17 protein-coding genes are annotated in these 16,076 nt (G+C 64.6%); 10 read left to right on the top strand and 7 right to left on the bottom strand.

Going from position 1 to position 16,076, the window contains the following annotated elements:
* Window positions 1–77: 77 nt before the first annotated feature.
* The 4 genes from HMPREF3014_RS11140 (at window position 78) to HMPREF3014_RS11125 (ending at window position 2,749) form a co-directional block, all read left to right on the top strand.
* Window positions 78–635 (top strand): DUF2975 domain-containing protein, encoded by a 558-nt coding sequence (locus tag HMPREF3014_RS11140; RefSeq protein WP_003090849.1) that lies wholly within the window; start codon window positions 78–80, stop codon window positions 633–635.
* Between the two features lie 8 nt (window positions 636–643).
* On the top strand, window positions 644–862 hold the full coding sequence (locus HMPREF3014_RS11135) for a helix-turn-helix domain-containing protein (protein WP_003108924.1): 219 nt from the start codon (window positions 644–646) through the stop codon (window positions 860–862).
* A 114-nt stretch (window positions 863–976) separates the two neighbouring features.
* The gene (locus HMPREF3014_RS11130) at window positions 977–1,444 is read left to right on the top strand and encodes a GAF domain-containing protein (RefSeq protein ID WP_003104034.1); all 468 of its coding nucleotides are present in this window, start codon (window positions 977–979) and stop codon (window positions 1,442–1,444) included.
* Between the two features lie 66 nt (window positions 1,445–1,510).
* Window positions 1,511–2,749 (top strand): M20/M25/M40 family metallo-hydrolase, encoded by a 1,239-nt coding sequence (locus HMPREF3014_RS11125; protein WP_003114784.1) that lies wholly within the window; start codon window positions 1,511–1,513, stop codon window positions 2,747–2,749.
* Between the two features lie 21 nt (window positions 2,750–2,770).
* Here HMPREF3014_RS11125 and mcpN read toward each other — a convergent pair whose 3' ends face one another.
* Window positions 2,771–4,366 (bottom strand): nitrate chemoreceptor McpN, encoded by a 1,596-nt coding sequence (gene mcpN, locus HMPREF3014_RS11120; protein WP_003114783.1) that lies wholly within the window; start codon window positions 4,364–4,366, stop codon window positions 2,771–2,773.
* A gap of 243 nt (window positions 4,367–4,609) precedes the next feature.
* On the opposite strand from mcpN, the gene HMPREF3014_RS11115 reads away from it, so the two are divergent.
* Window positions 4,610–5,689: a hypothetical protein gene (locus tag HMPREF3014_RS11115; RefSeq protein WP_004350252.1), complete on the top strand. Its 1,080-nt coding sequence runs from the start codon at window positions 4,610–4,612 to the stop codon at window positions 5,687–5,689.
* A 422-nt stretch (window positions 5,690–6,111) separates the two neighbouring features.
* A complete protein-coding gene (locus HMPREF3014_RS11110) occupies window positions 6,112–6,597 on the top strand; it encodes a hypothetical protein (protein WP_003122543.1) in 486 nt (161 codons plus the stop codon).
* Between the two features lie 88 nt (window positions 6,598–6,685).
* On the opposite strand, the gene HMPREF3014_RS11105 is transcribed toward HMPREF3014_RS11110, so the two are convergent.
* From HMPREF3014_RS11105 to HMPREF3014_RS11090, 4 genes are all read right to left on the bottom strand, one after another.
* Window positions 6,686–6,976, bottom strand: a complete 291-nt coding sequence (locus tag HMPREF3014_RS11105; RefSeq protein WP_003104043.1) for a hypothetical protein — start codon at window positions 6,974–6,976, stop codon at window positions 6,686–6,688.
* 93 nt (window positions 6,977–7,069) lie between these two features.
* The gene (locus HMPREF3014_RS11100; RefSeq protein WP_004350257.1) at window positions 7,070–7,666 is read right to left on the bottom strand and encodes a hypothetical protein; all 597 of its coding nucleotides are present in this window, start codon (window positions 7,664–7,666) and stop codon (window positions 7,070–7,072) included.
* A gap of 80 nt (window positions 7,667–7,746) precedes the next feature.
* Window positions 7,747–8,781 (bottom strand): hypothetical protein, encoded by a 1,035-nt coding sequence (locus HMPREF3014_RS11095; protein WP_003090863.1) that lies wholly within the window; start codon window positions 8,779–8,781, stop codon window positions 7,747–7,749.
* A gap of 266 nt (window positions 8,782–9,047) precedes the next feature.
* Window positions 9,048–9,704: a GntR family transcriptional regulator gene (locus tag HMPREF3014_RS11090; protein ID WP_003116580.1), complete on the bottom strand. Its 657-nt coding sequence runs from the start codon at window positions 9,702–9,704 to the stop codon at window positions 9,048–9,050.
* Window positions 9,705–9,808: 104 nt separating this feature from the next.
* On the opposite strand from HMPREF3014_RS11090, the gene HMPREF3014_RS11085 reads away from it, so the two are divergent.
* The 4 genes from HMPREF3014_RS11085 (at window position 9,809) to tal (ending at window position 14,238) form a co-directional block, all read left to right on the top strand.
* Window positions 9,809–11,023, top strand: a complete 1,215-nt coding sequence (locus HMPREF3014_RS11085) for an MFS transporter (protein WP_003090864.1) — start codon at window positions 9,809–9,811, stop codon at window positions 11,021–11,023.
* Window positions 11,024–11,050: 27 nt separating this feature from the next.
* Window positions 11,051–11,644 (top strand): cysteine hydrolase family protein, encoded by a 594-nt coding sequence (locus HMPREF3014_RS11080; RefSeq protein WP_003104048.1) that lies wholly within the window; start codon window positions 11,051–11,053, stop codon window positions 11,642–11,644.
* Between the two features lie 592 nt (window positions 11,645–12,236).
* Window positions 12,237–13,235, top strand: coding sequence for a tRNA dihydrouridine(20/20a) synthase DusA (dusA, locus tag HMPREF3014_RS11075; RefSeq protein WP_003104050.1), 999 nt, complete (start codon window positions 12,237–12,239; stop codon window positions 13,233–13,235).
* Window positions 13,236–13,314: 79 nt separating this feature from the next.
* Window positions 13,315–14,238, top strand: a complete 924-nt coding sequence (tal, locus tag HMPREF3014_RS11070) for a transaldolase (protein ID WP_009876707.1) — start codon at window positions 13,315–13,317, stop codon at window positions 14,236–14,238.
* 87 nt (window positions 14,239–14,325) lie between these two features.
* Here tal and rssC read toward each other — a convergent pair whose 3' ends face one another.
* Both rssC and rssB read right to left on the bottom strand, forming a co-directional pair.
* Window positions 14,326–14,808 (bottom strand): anti-sigma factor antagonist RssC, encoded by a 483-nt coding sequence (rssC, locus tag HMPREF3014_RS11065; RefSeq protein ID WP_003104052.1) that lies wholly within the window; start codon window positions 14,806–14,808, stop codon window positions 14,326–14,328.
* Window positions 14,805–15,989 (bottom strand): two-component system response regulator RssB, encoded by a 1,185-nt coding sequence (gene rssB, locus HMPREF3014_RS11060; RefSeq protein WP_003119890.1) that lies wholly within the window; start codon window positions 15,987–15,989, stop codon window positions 14,805–14,807. Before rssB ends, rssC begins: the two co-directional genes overlap by 4 nt.
* Between the last annotated feature and the right edge of the window lie 87 nt (window positions 15,990–16,076).

The following is a 16,076-nucleotide window of genomic DNA, read 5'->3' as shown; positions in this document are numbered from 1 at the left end:
AATTTATTATTAAACTATGATCACTCCAATTTCCCTCGTTTCCGAGGGGCCTGCCCACCTTCCCAGGAGTACCCCCGATGACAAGCGACCGCCTGGCCGGCTACAGCCGCCTGATGGCTACCCTGACCCTGCTGTTGATCGCCGGCATGCTGCTGCTCAACGCCGCGTGCTGGATCTTCCCCGACCTTGCCAGCGAGCACGGCCTCGGTTTCGCTCTCACCGCCACCGGTGTCGCCGGCGACCTCGGCGTTGTGGCGCGGGACATGCCGCTCTGGCAGGCCCTCGGCGGCATCCTCCTGTCGAGCCTGCCGCTGCTGGTCCTGGCCAGTGGACTGCAGGCGCTGCGAAGGCTGTTCCAGCACTACGGGCGCGGCGAGTATTTCTGCGAAGACGCCGCGGCGCTGCTCGGCAAGGTCGGCCTGTGCCTGGCTTGCTGGGTGCTGGCGAACTTCCTGCTGGAACCGCTGCTGACAGTCTGGGTCACCTTCCTCCAACCCCAGGGGCAACGCATCGTCAGTCTCAGCTTCGGTTCGGCGGAACTGGTCAGCCTGTTCGCCGCCGCCTCGGTGATGGTGATCGCGCGCATCCAGCGCAAGGCCGCCCTGCTCGCCGAGGAAAACCGCCAGTTCGTCTGAGGTCCGCCATGCCCATCGAAATCAGGCTGGACGTCATGCTCGCCCTGCGCAAGGCCAGGTCCAAGGACCTGGCCCAGGCCATCGGCATCACCGAACAGAACCTGTCGCTGCTCAAGCAGGGCAAGGTAAAGGGCATTCGCCTCGCTACCCTGGAGGCCATCTGCGCCTACCTGGCGTGCCAACCGGGAGACCTGCTGGAGTACCTGCCCGGCCCGACCGAGGAGTGACAGCCGGGCGCTTATGCGCTCGAGCGAGGGGGAGCGCACCAAAGGGTATTTAGGCCAAGCCCCCTTTCGCCGCTACAGTCGCGGTTCATCCACCAGACATGGGCGAGGCCGGGCATGGCGAAATCCTCCGAACGATTCGAATCCCTGCGCCGGGATATCGACGCACTGGCCCGCCGGCTCGACGTGCCGTCGGTGCTGATCATGCGTTCCCTGCCCCGGCACATGCGCGTCGAGGCCTCCGCCGGACGCCTGGAGGACACCTACCCGATCGGCGCCGAAGGCCGCAAGAGCGTCCATGAAGACGGCGCCAAACCCCTCTACTGCGAACGCGTGGTCGACCGCGACGCCCCGTTGCACGTGCGCGACTCGCGCCAGGAGACGGAATGGGCCGGCAACGAGGATGAAGTCGAGTTCGGCCTGAGCAACTACCTTGGCTATCCGGTTCATGCGCCCGACGGCACCCCGTACGGCACCGTCTGCGTACTCGACAGCCGACCGCGCGACTATTCGGCCGAGGAACGAGCCCTGCTGGAAGAATTGCGGCGCAAGGTCGAGGCGCTGCTGGCGGAAACCGTCTCATGACCTAAGGTCAATCGGATACCGCGGCGCACAACCGCGCCGCCTCCGCCCGCCAGACGAGGACCTTCCGTGCACGCCCGCCGCCTGCCCCGCCTCTTGCCGCTCGCCCTCGCCTTCCTGCTTTCGCCCGCCGCCTTCGCTGCCGACACGCCAGCCGCCGAGCTGCTGCGCCAGGCCGAAGCCGAACGCCCGGCCTACCTCGACACGCTCCGGCAACTGGTCGCGGTGGACAGCGGTACCGGCCAGGCCGAAGGCCTCGGCCAGTTGTCCGCGCTGCTCGCCGAACGCCTGCAGGCGCTCGGCGCGCAAGTCCGCAGCGCACCGGCGACGCCCTCGGCCGGCGACAACCTGGTGGCCACCCTCGATGGCACCGGCAGCAAGCGCTTCCTGCTGATGATTCACTACGACACCGTGTTCGCCGCCGGCAGCGCGGCGAAGCGTCCGTTCCGCGAGGACGCGGAGCGCGCCTACGGACCCGGCGTGGCCGACGCCAAGGGCGGCGTGGCGATGGTGCTGCATGCCCTGGCGCTGCTCAGGCAGCAAGGCTTCAGGGACTACGGACGGATCACCGTGCTGTTCAATCCCGACGAAGAGACCGGCTCCGCCGGCTCGAAGCAACTGATCGCCGAGCTGGCCCGGCAGCAGGACTACGTCTTCTCCTACGAGCCGCCGGACCGGGACGCAGTGACGGTAGCCACCAATGGCATCGACGGCCTGCTGCTCGAGGTGAAGGGTCGCTCGTCCCATGCCGGCTCGGCACCCGAGCAAGGCCGCAACGCCATTCTCGAACTGTCGCACCAGTTGCTGCGTCTCAAGGACCTCGGCGATCCGGCGAAAGGCACCACGCTGAACTGGACCCTCGCCAGGGGCGGCGAGAAGCGCAACATCATTCCCGCCGAGGCTTCGGCGGAAGCCGACATGCGCTACTCGGACCCGGCCGAGAGCGAGCGGGTACTGGCCGACGCCCGGAAGCTGACCGGCGAACGCCTGGTCGCCGATACCGAAGTCAGTCTGCGTCTCGACAAGGGTCGTCCGCCTCTGGTGAAGAACCCCGCCTCGCAGCGCCTGGCGGAAACCGCACAGACGCTCTACGGCCGAATCGGCAAGCGCATCGAGCCGATCGCCATGCGCTTCGGCACGGACGCCGGCTACGCCTACGTGCCCGGCAGCGACAAACCGGCGGTGCTGGAAACCCTCGGCGTGGTCGGCGCCGGCCTGCACAGCGAGGCGGAATACCTCGAACTATCCAGCATCGCCCCCCGCCTGTACCTGACGGTGGCGCTGATCCGCGAGCTGTCCGCCGACTAGCGCCGACGCCCGCAGCCAGCCTCAGGTACGGAAGCGACCGAGCACCACGCGCAAGCCAGCCATGTGCTCCTTGACCCTCTGGTTGGCCGAAAGCACTGCGGCGGTCCCTTCGTGGGCCTGCTCGGAGAGTCCGGAGACGTTGGTGATGTTGCGGTCGATGTCCTGGGCCACCTGGCTCTGTTCCTCGGCGGCGGTCGCGATCTGCTGGTTGAGGCCGTCCAGTTCTTCCACCGTGGCGACGATGCGCCCCAGCGCCTGGGCCGCGCTGTCGGCCTCGACGAGGTTGCTCTGGGCATGGCTGGCGCTACCGCGCATGGCGGCGACCGCATCGTTGGCGCCGTCCTGCAACTGCTCGATCAACCCCTGGATCTCCTGGGTCGACTGCTGGGTACGGTTGGCCAGCGAACGCACTTCGTCCGCCACCACGGCGAAGCCGCGCCCGGCCTCCCCGGCCCGCGCCGCCTCGATGGCGGCATTGAGCGCCAGCAGGTTGGTCTGCTCGGCGATGCTGCTGATCACCGTAAGCACCTGGCCGACACTGCCCGCATGCTGGTGCAGGGTGTTCAGCGCCAGGGCGGTCTGCTCCAGTTCCTCCGCCAACGCACCGGTCTGGCTGCTGGCGTGCTCCACCAGACGCCGTCCCTCGTGGGCCAGGGCCGCGGCGTCGCGCGTGGAGTGCGCCGCATGGTTGGCGTGGCGGGCGACCTCGGCCACGGTGGCGCTCATCTCGTTCATCGCGGTGGCCACCTGGTCCAGGTCCTGGTGCTGGCGCGCCACCTGGTCGCCGGCGCCGAGCGCCTGCTCCAGGGCCTCGGCCACGTCCTTGTCGGTCTCTGCCGCGCTGCGCTTGACGTTCGCCAGCAAACCGCTGACGTCCTGGCGCATCCGCTCGTAGCCAGCGACGATGCGGCCGATCTCGTTGTCCGCATGGCCCGCCGCCAGGGCATGGGTGAAGTTCGCCGCGCCGACCTCGGTCAGCGCCACTTCCAACCCACGCAACTGCCGCATCAGCGGCGCCAGGCCGAACTGCCGGCCGAGCACCACCAGCACCAGGATCGCCAACAGGCAACCGAAGGCGATCCACATCTGGGTGTGCTGGACACTGTCGGCGCGCGCGCTCATCAGCGAGACCAGGTTGTTCAGCTCGCCCAACAGCTCGGTGGAATACTGCGAGAAGCCGCGCAGATCGACCTGGCTGGCAGGCTGTGCCACCTGGTCGAGCATGGCCCGGTAGCGGCCCCAGATCTGCGCCACCTTCTGCCGCTGGGCGGCGATCTCCGGCGCGCCCATCCGGCTCACGTTGCGCTCGGCATTGCCCGCATCCAGGTCGGCGGCCGAGCGTTCGTACTGGGCGATGGTCGCGGCCAGGGCCTTTGGGTCGCCGGCGCCGAGTCGCAATTGCAGCGCCTCGCGGGCCATCTTCTGGCTGAGCATGCGCTGCGCGCCGGCCACGTTGATGGTTTCCGGCGAGATCGACATGCTCAGGTACAACGCCACCGAGGCGCAGGCGGCCAGGCCGAACATCAGTGCATAGGACAGCAGGAACTGGGCGTTCAGGGTCTTCAAACCGAGCCCCCGTAGAATCCGATCGAACACCCTGGCGACGCTTTCGTTCATTGGTTTTTCCCCACTGGACTACAGAAACCGATAACCACCCCATCGGCCCGTCGCGCCTGGGCTTGAATCGGCACTTCGCCGACTCCATCCCCGAGCGCCTCCCTCTCCAGGGCGTGGCCCCCGGCGGACAAGGCCTGAAGACAGTTTGCCGCTGCGGCATCGGGACGCGCCCTGTAAACTCTGGCAGGTACCCGGCACGCCGCGCCGGAGACGTCATGGAACCCAACCCGCAAGGACGCCCGCGTGATCCCCGTCGCCCCTATTCCCCTGATCGTCCCGCTCATCTACCTGTCGTCGTTCGTCGCCGGCATCTGGCTGCTGGTCTGGCTATCGCTCCTGGCCTTCAGCCCGCGCGCGCGCCAGCGCTTGCGCCGCCGCTGGCCGAGCCGCGGCCTGCTGATGCTGCTCCTGCTGATCCCGTTGGGACTGCGCGCCTGGCTGGAGATCGGTCTCTGGCAGTACGAGCGCGAACGTGCACGCGAGGAAGCCGCGCACAGCGCCGTGCTCGAGCGCCCCACCCGCCTCGGAGGCATCGAGATGCCTGCCGGCACCCGGCTGAAGCTGGAACTCAAGCACCAGCCGGAAAGCTTCCGAGAAGCCGAATTCCCCACCCCGGTGACGATCCGCGGCGTCGCCACCCGCCACCTGCAACGCTGGCTGCAGAGCGAGCAGGACAACCCGCAGGACCCATGGAAAACCACCGGCGTCCATCCCACTTCGCTGCGCCTGCGTGGCGAGGGAGTCGCCGAGATCGAAGGCTGGCGTTGCGACGCCAGCCAGGAAATCGCCTTCGCCAGCGAGCGCGACGGGCGTCCCGCCGCCTTCGAAGGCTGTAGCCTGGCGATCGGCAACCGCGCCGACGACATCGACTTCCCCGCCGGTGCGCGATTGTTCGCCAGCGATGGCATGGTCTACACCGACGGCTACCGCGACGCCGAGCGCTGGCGGGTAATGCCGGAAACCGGGCAACGGGTGTCGGTGCGCGGCATCGCGCTGAGCGGCGGCGCCCTGGCCTTCGACCGCGACCGCCGCCTGTACGGCCTCGGCGGTACGGTCCTCGCCGAGGCCTTGCAACTGGGCGCCTGGCACTACCCGGCAGGCACCGAGGTCAGCCTTTCACCCCGCGCCGCCTGGCGCGCGCAACATCCGCACGCCTGGCTGTTCAGTCCTACCCGCGAAGCCGCTTCGCATGCCTCCGGCGAGCGCCTGGAACACGGCGTCTCGCTGTTGCAGACGCTGGACGGCCAGGAACTTGAGCGCCTCGACAACCGCGCGGCAGGGGTCATCGACTTCATCGAACTGGAGATCGGCGACGAACGCTGAACCTGCGCCGCACGGTTATCTGAGGCTCAGCCAGCAGCGCGGCGGGAAGGGCAATCAGGAAATGGACGAGGCGCATGGACCCTCCGTGGCCATCACTGCGGTATGGCTGATCCTGCGGGAAAAGCGATGCCGCTTCGCTTGCCGCATAGCGAAACAAGGCTAGCCTTATCAATGTGACTTTCTCCTATGGTGGTCACCAAAGCCCCGGAGGCCGCTCATCCCTCCGGGGCTTTCCCCCCGCCTGCTGCCTCTCCCCTCCTTGATACAGCAGCCCATCGCAGTTCAACGAGGAAACCCGATGAAACTCAGCATTGTCGCCCTGGGCCTGTTGTCCATGGCAGGGGTGCTCATCTGCACCTATCTGATCCTGAAATCGCTCAGCGCCATCTGATATCGCTCGTGCACGAAGCTGTGGATCGCCCATGGGCAGATCCAGCAGTCCGCGCGTAGGATGGGCAGGCCCGCTTCCTGCCCATTTTCCGCCAGGAAAAGAGAGGAATTCCTTTCCGAGATTTCCACAGAGGTCATGGATGAAAAAAAGCCCCCTGCTGATACTGAGCGTACTCCTCGCCGCGTGCGGCCCCGACAAGCTGATTTCCGACCTGCCGTCGCCGAACGGGCAATACCACGTCGAGGTTCGGAAATGCCCGGAGAAAGGTTCGATCACCTGGGGCGAAGAAATACAGGTCTCCCTCCTCGAAACCGGGAAATCGGAAAAGTGCCATGCAGTCGTGCGGTCGCTGGCGCAATTCGACCTGCGCGCATCCGCGGACCAATTGCAACTGGAGTGGCTGTCCGATACGGAACTCAGGGCCTGGCACCCTAGCTTCGAGCCCGGGAACCAACCGAACGGCTCGCGCCTGAAGCACGATGCGCCGGTGAAGATGGTCTTTGCGCCGAAGCGCTGAGCGACTCAAAGGACGCACCTGTATTCCGCCGCAGCAGGAGATGTCAAAGCAGTCCGCTTACTCGAGCTACACACCCGCGAGTGCCTGATTAAAGACTGGCAAATATGAAACAAAGCGGCGCCATCCACAGCGCCAGGTTGATCGTCCATTGCAGCGCTCTTTCGCGAGCGCTTCCCAGCTTTCGCTGCTGGAGCACGAATGCCAACGCAGGGGAATGCAGCAACAGGGCGCAGGCAGGAAAGACCAGCAGGTAGGCGATCAGCCCAGGCGCATTCATATTAGGATAGCTATGGCTGACGAGCGATCGCCAGTACGCCACCAGGAAAGCGCTCGCGACCGCGAGGCTGAGTCCCAGGCTGATGCGGCTATACCACTTCATCGAGACCCTCCCGACGCGCCTTCCGGACCTACGCCGATCGCTCCGGAAAACGGCCCGATCCGCCTCGCCTCACCCTGCTTCAGTCAGAGCGGCTCAGGGCTTCCGGGGTTCGTTGCCGAGCAGACGATCGAGTTCGCCCATGACGCGATCGCTCTTGGCCTCTTCGAGCTTGCGCCGGGCCTCGGCGAGATTGGCCTGGGCGCGCTCCATCTCGACCATGCCGACGGCGGTGATCACCGCCTGCAATGGCACGCCCCTGCCGGTGGAGCGCATGCCATTGCGTTCGCGCTCCTGCGGCGCGCAGATGAACTGGAGGACAGCCTCATGGCTTTCGTTGGGCAGCGGGGTCCAGCCCTTGGCGAAGGTGAACTGGAGGTTCGTGGGTTGCCCGTTGTTGGAGAAGGTCTTGGCGTTGACCACCTTCACCTCTCGCGTATCGCAGCGGTACTGGTGCGCGCTGAGCAGATGGAAGGAGTCGAACAGCATGGCGATCTGCAACTGCCAGGCGTTTTCGATACCCGGCACCGGTGCCAGCGAATCGGCATCGGCCAGGAACACGTCAAGCTCGGCAGGGTCGTCGCCCTTGTGTACCACCCACCAGTCTTCGGCCCAGGCATGGCCGGATGCGGCCAGCAGCGCGGCGCACAGCCAAGTCGCGGCACTGCAGGAAACCTTGCGATATACGTTCATGTCACCTTCCTTGTGGGGAAATGCTTCCCTGCCGATCGTGGATAGGGGCGGCACCCGGCGCGCCCCTGAGCGAACACCCGCTATTTCAATGACAGCGGCACGCCCCAGACCGGGTCTTCCATGCCCTGCTTGCGCAGCGGCGTGATCTGCAGGGGCTGGAGCCTGGACAGCAGTTGCCGGTGCTTGTCGCTCAGGGCCCGCTGGGCGATCAGGGACTGGCTGAAGTCCATCGGCGCCGGCCAGGTGTAGACGGTCAGGTTTTCCAATGGGCATTCGATCTTCTTCGGATCGATCGCCCGGCACTTCGACTGCTGGTACTTGTAGCCGGGGGTCTTCAGGTGCATGCGCGGGGCCAGCAGCAATTGCCCGCCCTGCACGGTGAAGCTGGCCAGCGCCTTGTCGACCGGCAGGCGCGCCTGGACCTTGATCGAGGGCACGTCGCGGGAGTCGGTCTGCTGGTAATAGCCGGCCTGGGAGCCCTGGGTCGTCTGCGTGTATTGCTGCTCGCCCCAGCTCACGCAGGCGCCCGAGGCCACATGCACGGCGGTGCAGACCTTCTCGGTCTTGATCTCGCTGCCATAGGTGGCATCTTTCCAGACTTCTTCCCGGTAGTACTCGCGATACAGCTCGGGGGACAGGTACGCGGTGCCGTTGGCGCCATGGCCCGAACCGGGCGGACCGCTGCGGGCGCCGACCTGGTCGAGCAAGCCATGGATCTGGTAGTCGTCGCCGCCGGTCAGCAGGTACTTGCCGGGCGGCAGGATATGCACCTCGAAGGCCTTGAACAGATAGGTCTCGTCGGGCTTCCGCTGCAGCGCGTTGGTCTGGAACTTGCGGCCGAAGGTCACCTTCGGGTCCTTCTCGTACTCCCAGATCGCCGTTGGCGTCCACTGGGTCATGGTCAGGGCATCGCTCAGGGACTTGTGCGGCATCACGTCGGCCACCAGTACCACGGCCATGTTCCCCTTCAGCGCCTGGTCCACCAGGTCCAGCATCTGCGCGTTGCGCGGATCGTCCATGCTGCCATAGGCGCCCGAATCGAGTTCCGACACGCAACCGGAAAGGCAAAGCAGCAAGGCGGCGGAAAGGGCAAAACGCGGGCGGGGCAGTCTCATGCATCGATCCTTGATAGAGGCTGGTGCGGGTCGTCGAACGGCCCATCTTACTGGCCCATGCCAGGATCGCAATATTTCAAATGGACTAGGTCGGCAGGGGCACACCGGCAGGGCCAGGAGCTGCCACGGCCCGCCGGCCCTCGTTGGTTCGGCTCCTCCCGATCAGACTGCCCACAACCGGCTGCAGACCTTCAGGCGTCGGAATCGGCGCCGCCTGGCATGCCCCTCCTCGGGAAACGAGACCGAATCGCCCTGCCCGGCCGGCATCACTCAGGAAGAATGGTGATTCCGCGTGCCCTGAGACTGCGCCGGTCTTTTCGGAGAGTTTCCAGCAACCGGTCCCTTGTCTCCCGGACGTGCGATTCGACCATCCCCGCGGCGCGTTCGATATCGCATGCCCTCAAGGCGGCGATGATGGCGCGATGCTCGGCCCAGCCGTGATGTTCCGGTTGGCTCTCCAACCATCTGACACGCTGGAGGCGCGTCAGGGCCTCGCCGAGCCCCCGACTGATGAATTCATTGCGGGCCAAACCGGCAATCCAAAGGTGGAATTGGCGTCCGGCAGACTCGGTCTCTTCTGCCGAGGCATTTATCGGCACCGCATCCAGTATGGCCTCCCCCTCCCGGAGATAGCTTTCTTCCGCCTCTTTTCCACCGAGGCGAACTGCCGTTACCTCAAGCATCTCCCGGTATACGAACAATTGTTCTATTTCCTGAAGATCGATGGGCGGCACCAGCCATCCCCGGCCCTCCCTCGCAACGAGACCTTCAGCCTCAAGACGAACCAGTGCCGTGCGGATAGAGCTTCGCGAGGCCCCTGTCTGCCCTTCGAGCCAGCGCTCCGTCAGGCGCTCTCCAGGGCCGATCTCCATATCCAGAATCAAGCGGCGCAGCCGCTCTTCAGCCTGCTGAATGACCGTCATTAGGTGCCTCCGATTGACAGATCCATTGGCCAACGTCAATGTATACCAAATTGGTATACCAAATTGACTGTGTGGTATCGAGTGTCTCTGATCGGAGTCTGCTGATGCAAGGCAACATGAACGAACCCGCTATCGACTGCTGGCAACGCAACCTCGCCGTGTGCTTGTTTGGAGCCTTCACCACCGTCTTCGCCATGACACTTATCCTGCCGTTCCTCCCGGTCTACATAGGTCAACTCGGGGTATCGGGCCACGCTGCAATCGTGCAGTGGTCAGGTATCGCCTACGCCGCCACTTTCGTCACCGCCGGGTTGGTAGCACCGCTTTGGGGGATGCTTGGCGACCGCTACGGTCGCAAGCCCATGCTGGTCCGAGCTAGCCTGGGAATGGCGATCACCATGTTGCTGATGGGGCTGGCCTCCGATATCTGGCAATTCATCGGCTTGCGCTTGTTAGCGGGAATCGCCGGCGGGTACTCGTCGGGGGCAACGATCCTGGTCGCGGTGCAAGCTCCGAAATCCCGTTCGGCATGGGCATTGGGTCTTCTTTCCTCGGGCGTGATGGCCGGCAATCTGTTAGGGCCGCTGGTTGGCGGCTTCCTGCCTCCTCTGATCGGCATACGAGCCACATTCTGGGGCGCCAGTGGATTGATCTTCATTGCGTTTGTCTTCACGACCTTCATGTTGCGCGAGACTGCACGCCCCTCCGTCCCCGCCGTCGAAGAACCTCCCAAGGTCGGTTGGTCGAATATGCCCAACAAGGCGGTGATCCTCGCCATGCTGGCGACAGGCCTGCTGCTGATGATTGCCAACATGTCGGTCGAACCGATTATCACCGTCTATATCGAAACGCTGCTCGAGGACTCGAGGCGGGTGACGTCTGTGGCGGGTCTGGCCATGTCGGCGGCAGCGCTCGGAAGCATCATCTCCGCGACCTATCTGGGTAAGGTGGCCGACCGGATTGGCTACGGCGTCATCATGATAGCCGCGCTGAGCGTCGCGGCCGTCCTGCTGATTCCCCAGGCTTTCGTATATGCGGGGTGGCAACTCATCGCCCTGCGCTTCCTGATGGGCATGGCGCTTGGCGGCCTGCTTCCGTGCATGGCCGCTGTAATCCGCCATAGCGTCCCGGAGCGATTCGTCGGCTCGGCAATGGGCTGGTCGCTATCCGCGCAATTCGCCGGCCAGGTAATCGGGCCGGTAATCGGAGGGTTCGTCGGTGGCCAGTTCGGGATGCGCAGCGTTTTCCTGGTAACCAGCCTGTTGATGCTGGCAGGGGCGCTATTCAACTGGCGAGCCCTTGGGCACTCCACCCGCTAGACGGTTTTCCACCACCCAGAGGTCGTCATGACTGAGCTCGTGCTTGAATCTCCCTTTAATTCCGCCCTGCTGCTGATGGATTTCCAGGAATTCGTGCTGAACAACTTCGTGCCCGCACCTCGCGCAGCCGAGGTAGTGGCCCGCACCTCCAGATTTCTTTCCAGGGTACGGCAAACCGATATGCTTGTAGTTCATGTAACGGTGGGCTGCCCGCCCGATGGTCCGCCAATGGACAGGCGCAACAGGCTATTCCGCGAGCTACGTGAAAGTGGCTTGATCGAACCGGGAAGCCCCGGGTTGGCGATCACCGCCGCCTTGCAGCCGATCGAAAGCGAACCGGTCATTACGAAGAGTCGCGTCGGCGCCTTCACGGGTACGGAACTGGACGAGCTTCTCTGGGCGCATGATATTGAAACATTGCTCATCGCTGGAGCCACTACCTCAGGCGTAGTGCTGACGACGGTTCGCCAGGCGTTCGATCTGGACTACCAGTTGGTTGTGCTCAGAGACGGCTGTGTCGATGGCGATGCAGAGTTGCATGACTACCTCATGGCCAGAGTCATTTCCGACCACGCCACGATCACCGAAATCGATGAAGTGGCGAAAACTCTACGCATGTAGAGTGCGCCAGCCATACAGAAGCAACGGTCGTTCCCGCGTACCGCCGCCCAGACCCTTGGCAACTTCCCTCGCTCGATCCCACCTCCGATAAAAGCATCGGCGATGTGCTCGGCGACTCCTCGGGGCTATCGAAGCTGACCATCAGTAGCGTCAAGGCCACTCACCGGGAGCGCTCCTTTGGGCTGGAACCCGCCTCCCTGCCAAAAGGCTTTCAAGATCCGGGAGCTCGATACTATCGTCGAGCGCATGTAGAGAGGCCCAGTGGAGGGTAACGACTACCTCCTCGGGTCTGGCAACCATTTTGCCTGGCAGCGCCCCAGAAAATGGCGATCGAGTCCATCCCCACGAAAGATGTACCAGGGGCGGAGATTCTGGTCAGTGACTGAAAAACGGTGGCGGCCCAGGTCGAGAGGCTGATGGAGACATCATCCGAATCGATGTACTGATGACAGCCTACGAGCCGTGCTGGAAAGCCTCGGGTTATCGGACACCGACGCTGGGCGGGTGGAACTGCTCATTACCGACGATATGGCAAAGGCCCCATCCCTGATAAAATCCCTCGCCCTGCTCCGCTCCCCCTACCGAAGTCCCGATGCGCCCAGAACCGACCAACGCCCCCGCCGCCCTCTCACGCCGCTTCTCCGTTGCGCCGATGATGGACTGGACCGATCGCCACTGCCGCTTCTTCCTGCGCCAGTTGTCCCGTCACACCTTGCTCTACACCGAGATGGTCACCACCGGCGCGTTGCTGCACGGCGATCGCCAGCGCTTCCTCCGCTACGACGAATGCGAGCACCCACTGGCGCTGCAACTGGGCGGCAGTGTGCCGGCGGAATTGGCGGCCTGCGCGCGGCTGGCGGAAGAGGCCGGCTACGACGAGGTCAACCTCAACGTCGGTTGCCCCAGCGACCGGGTCCAGCACAACATGATCGGCGCCTGCCTGATGGGGCATCCGGCGCTGGTGGCGGACTGCGTGAAGGCGATGCTGGATGCGGTGGAGATAGCGGTGACGGTGAAGCACCGCATCGGTATCAACGGGCGCGACAGCTATGCCGAGCTCTGCGATTTCGTCGGCCAGGTGCGCGAGGCCGGCTGCCGGAGCTTCACCGTGCATGCACGGATCGCCATCCTCGAAGGGCTCTCGCCCAAGGAGAACCGCGAGGTGCCGCCGCTGCGCTACGAGGTCGCGGCGCAATTGAAGAAGGACTTCCCGGACCTGGAGATCGTCCTCAACGGCGGCATCAAGACCCTAGAGGCCTGCCGCGAGCACCTGCAGACCTTCGACGGCGTGATGCTCGGTCGCGAGGCCTACCACAACCCCTACCTGCTGGCCGCGGTGGACAGCCAGTTGTTCGGCAGCGAAGCGCCGCCGCTCAGTCGCAGCGAGGCCTTGCTCCGTCTGCGTCCGTACATCGAGCGACACCAGGCCGAAGGCGGCGCGATGCATCACGTGACCCGCCATATCCTCGGCCTGGCCCAGGGCTTCCCCGGCTCCCGGCGATTCCGCCAGTTGCTCTCGGTGGACGTGCACAAGGCCGCCGATCCGCTGCGGGTTTTCGACCAGGCGCTGGAACTTCTGGCGGGGCGATAGCTCCCATTGAGCCGCGCCTGCGGCTCGGGTAAGGTCGGGGGATTCTTCTTCCCAAGAACCCACCTGACAAGACCTCGCCATGACTTCGAAGCTGGAACAACTCAAGCAATACACCACGGTGGTCGCCGACACCGGCGACTTCGATGCCATTGCCCGCCTGAAGCCGGTGGACGCCACCACCAACCCGTCGCTGCTGCTCAAGGCCGCCGCCCTGCCGCGCTACGCCGAGCACCTTCGACAGGCTACCGCGGGTAGCGGCGGCGACGCCGGACTGGCTTGCGACCGCTTCGCCGTGGCAGTCGGCAAGGACATCCTCGGAGTCATTCCCGGACGTATTTCCACCGAAGTCGACGCGCGCCTGTCGTTCGACAGCGAGGCCACCCTCGCCCGCGCCCACCGCCTGATCGAGCTGTACGACGAACAGGGCATCGACCGCGAGCGGGTGCTGATCAAGATCGCCTCCACCTGGGAAGGAATCCGCGCCGCCGAGACTCTGGAACGCGAGGGCATCCAGACCAACCTGACCCTGCTGTTCTCCTTCGCCCAGGCGGTGGCCTGCGCCGACGCCGGGGTGTTCCTCATCTCGCCGTTCGTCGGGCGCATCTACGACTGGTACAAGAAGAGCGAGAACCGCGACTACGTCGGCGCCGAGGATCCCGGCGTGCAGTCGGTCTCGCGCATCTATCGCTACTACAAGGCCAACGGCTACAAGACGGTGGTGATGGGCGCCAGCTTCCGCAATCTCGGCCAGATCGAGCAACTGGCCGGCTGCGACCGCCTGACCATCAGTCCCGACCTGCTGCAACAACTGGCTGACGCTCAGGGCGAGCTGCCGCGCCTGCTGCTGCCGGGCGAAGGCGAGCCGCGCCAGGTGCTCGACGAGAGCGCTTTCCGTTGGCAGATGAACGAGGACGCCATGGCCACCGAAAAGCTCGCCGAAGGCATCCGCCTGTTCGCACGCGACCAGGAAAAGCTCGAATACCAGTTGGCGACCCGCCACTGATCGCCGCTGCCGGCGGGACGCGCATGCAGGGCGTCCCGTTCCGGCGCAGCGGAGGATTCAGCAGGAATTCGGGAAGGGATCGACCGGTTAATGGCGCTCCAGGGCGCTGACCAGGTCGTGGAAGGCTTCGCGGTTGGATTCGTTGAGGCCCATCAGGATGCGGTGCGCCTCCAGAACCTTGTCGCGCACCACATCTTCCGACTGGTCCTGCGGCGGCAGGTCGGACAGGCATTCCGGGCACGGAATCGGACGATCGACGATATTGAACACCTGATCGAAGCCCATCGACTGCAACAGACGGGTAATGTCCGGATTGGTGGTCACCAGCGTGGGCAACAGACCGATTTTCTGCCGCGACAGGATGGACAGCTTGGCCAGCAGGCCGAGCGTGGTGCTATCGATGCTCTGGGTTTCCGTAAGATCGATGATGATCGCCGAAAAATTCAGCGCAGCGAAGATCTTTTCGATGGTGGAATCCAGGGCCGAGCACAGGGTGAGGCGGACCTCACCGACGAATTTCAGAACGAAGGAGCCGTTCTGTTCGGCAAACTGGATTTTACCGGTACTCATGCAAGGTTCCTGCTCAACACCAGCAAGGCGATATCATCCGGCATCTCCGCCAGGTTGGCCAGCCCGAAGACCTGGCGCAGCCCGTCGAGGGTGCCTCCGGCGGCTGCCACCTGTTCCGGTAGCGAAGCCTCTTTCTCCTTCAGCGTAGCTCCTGGCAGCACATCGAGGATGCCATCGGAAAACAGCGACAGGCTGAAGGAAGGCGGCAACTCCATGACCCGGTCGTCATAGGTCGCATCGTCGAACAGGCCCACCGGCAGGCCACGGCCCTCCAGGTAGCTCGCCTGCCCTTCGACGAACAACACAGGAAGCGGCAGGTGGCCGCCGATGCTGTAGGTCAGGCTGTTCTTCTCCAGGTCGATGACCCCGCCGAGCATGGTCACGTGCTTGCCCAACTTGGTGTTGATCAGGCCGCGGTTGATGTGCGCCAGCACCTCGGACGGCTTGAACTCCGGGAGCGTGCCGTTGCGCCTCGACTCATAGAGCAGGCGCGTGGTCATGAACTTCAGCAGCACCGTGACGAAGGCCGAGGAAGCGCCATGGCCGGAAACGTCGGCCAGGTAGAACGCCACGCGTCGCTCGTCGACCCGGAAGTAGTCGACGAAGTCGCCGGAGAGATACAGCGACGGAATGATCCGGTGGGAAAACTCCAGCCCCTCGATGCTCCACGGCGTCACCGGAAGCATGTTCATCTGCACCTGGCGGCCGGCGTTCTGGTCTTCCTGAAGCAGGTTCAGGCTGGCCTGCAATTCGCGGTTGGCGGCTTCCAGCTTGTCGCGGTAGCGCTGGTTCTCGACCCGCAGGTAGGCGCGATCCAGGGCCCGGCGCACCGAATGCTCGAGCACCGCGAGGTCTTCCAGGGGCTTGATCAGGTAGTCGGCGGCGCCCAGGCGCAAGGCTTCCACCGCATCGCTCATCACGCCGGCTCCGGAAAGTACGATGATCGGCGTTTCCGAAGCGGTCTGGCGGATGCGGCGGATCAGTTCGAGGCCGTCGATCTGCGGCATGCGCAAATCGCAAATGACCAGGTCCGGCTGTTCGCTTTCGAAGATCTGCAGGCCCTGCAGACCGTTGAGGGCCTGCAACACCTTGAAGTTGCTGTCTTCCAAGTAGGCGGCGAGGCTTTCGCGCACCACCTCGTCGTCATCGATGATCAGCAGCGTGGCACTGACTTTATGCATGGGTCATCCAGGCAAACGGCGCCGGAAACAGTGGGTCCTAGGCGCTTATTGTAAGTGACAACAGCGCGGCTACGGGGTTCGACAAGG

Origin of the sequence: Pseudomonas sp. HMSC065H01, from assembly GCF_001815235.1 — a bacterium.
GTDB lineage: Bacteria > Pseudomonadota > Gammaproteobacteria > Pseudomonadales > Pseudomonadaceae > Pseudomonas > Pseudomonas aeruginosa.
The sequence above is the reverse complement of the archived record's forward strand: the minus strand, read 5'-3'. Positions and strand labels throughout refer to the sequence as shown.

Coding starts and splice junctions, on each gene's coding strand:
- dusA (WP_003104050.1), top strand. CDS start 12,237: ATGCGCCCAGAACCGACCAACGCCCCCGCCGCCCTCTCACGCCGCTTC.
- rssB (WP_003119890.1), bottom strand. CDS start 15,989: ATGCATAAAGTCAGTGCCACGCTGCTGATCATCGATGACGACGAGGTG.
- rssC (WP_003104052.1), bottom strand. CDS start 14,808: ATGAGTACCGGTAAAATCCAGTTTGCCGAACAGAACGGCTCCTTCGTT.
- tal (WP_009876707.1), top strand. CDS start 13,315: ATGACTTCGAAGCTGGAACAACTCAAGCAATACACCACGGTGGTCGCC.
- HMPREF3014_RS11130 (WP_003104034.1), top strand. CDS start 977: ATGGCGAAATCCTCCGAACGATTCGAATCCCTGCGCCGGGATATCGAC.
- HMPREF3014_RS11100 (WP_004350257.1), bottom strand. CDS start 7,666: ATGAACGTATATCGCAAGGTTTCCTGCAGTGCCGCGACTTGGCTGTGC.
- HMPREF3014_RS11080 (WP_003104048.1), top strand. CDS start 11,051: ATGACTGAGCTCGTGCTTGAATCTCCCTTTAATTCCGCCCTGCTGCTG.
- mcpN (WP_003114783.1), bottom strand. CDS start 4,366: ATGAACGAAAGCGTCGCCAGGGTGTTCGATCGGATTCTACGGGGGCTC.
- HMPREF3014_RS11110 (WP_003122543.1), top strand. CDS start 6,112: ATGGGCAGATCCAGCAGTCCGCGCGTAGGATGGGCAGGCCCGCTTCCT.
- HMPREF3014_RS11095 (WP_003090863.1), bottom strand. CDS start 8,781: ATGAGACTGCCCCGCCCGCGTTTTGCCCTTTCCGCCGCCTTGCTGCTT.
- HMPREF3014_RS11085 (WP_003090864.1), top strand. CDS start 9,809: ATGCAAGGCAACATGAACGAACCCGCTATCGACTGCTGGCAACGCAAC.
- HMPREF3014_RS11090 (WP_003116580.1), bottom strand. CDS start 9,704: ATGACGGTCATTCAGCAGGCTGAAGAGCGGCTGCGCCGCTTGATTCTG.
- HMPREF3014_RS11105 (WP_003104043.1), bottom strand. CDS start 6,976: ATGAAGTGGTATAGCCGCATCAGCCTGGGACTCAGCCTCGCGGTCGCG.
- HMPREF3014_RS11135 (WP_003108924.1), top strand. CDS start 644: ATGCCCATCGAAATCAGGCTGGACGTCATGCTCGCCCTGCGCAAGGCC.
- HMPREF3014_RS11140 (WP_003090849.1), top strand. CDS start 78: ATGACAAGCGACCGCCTGGCCGGCTACAGCCGCCTGATGGCTACCCTG.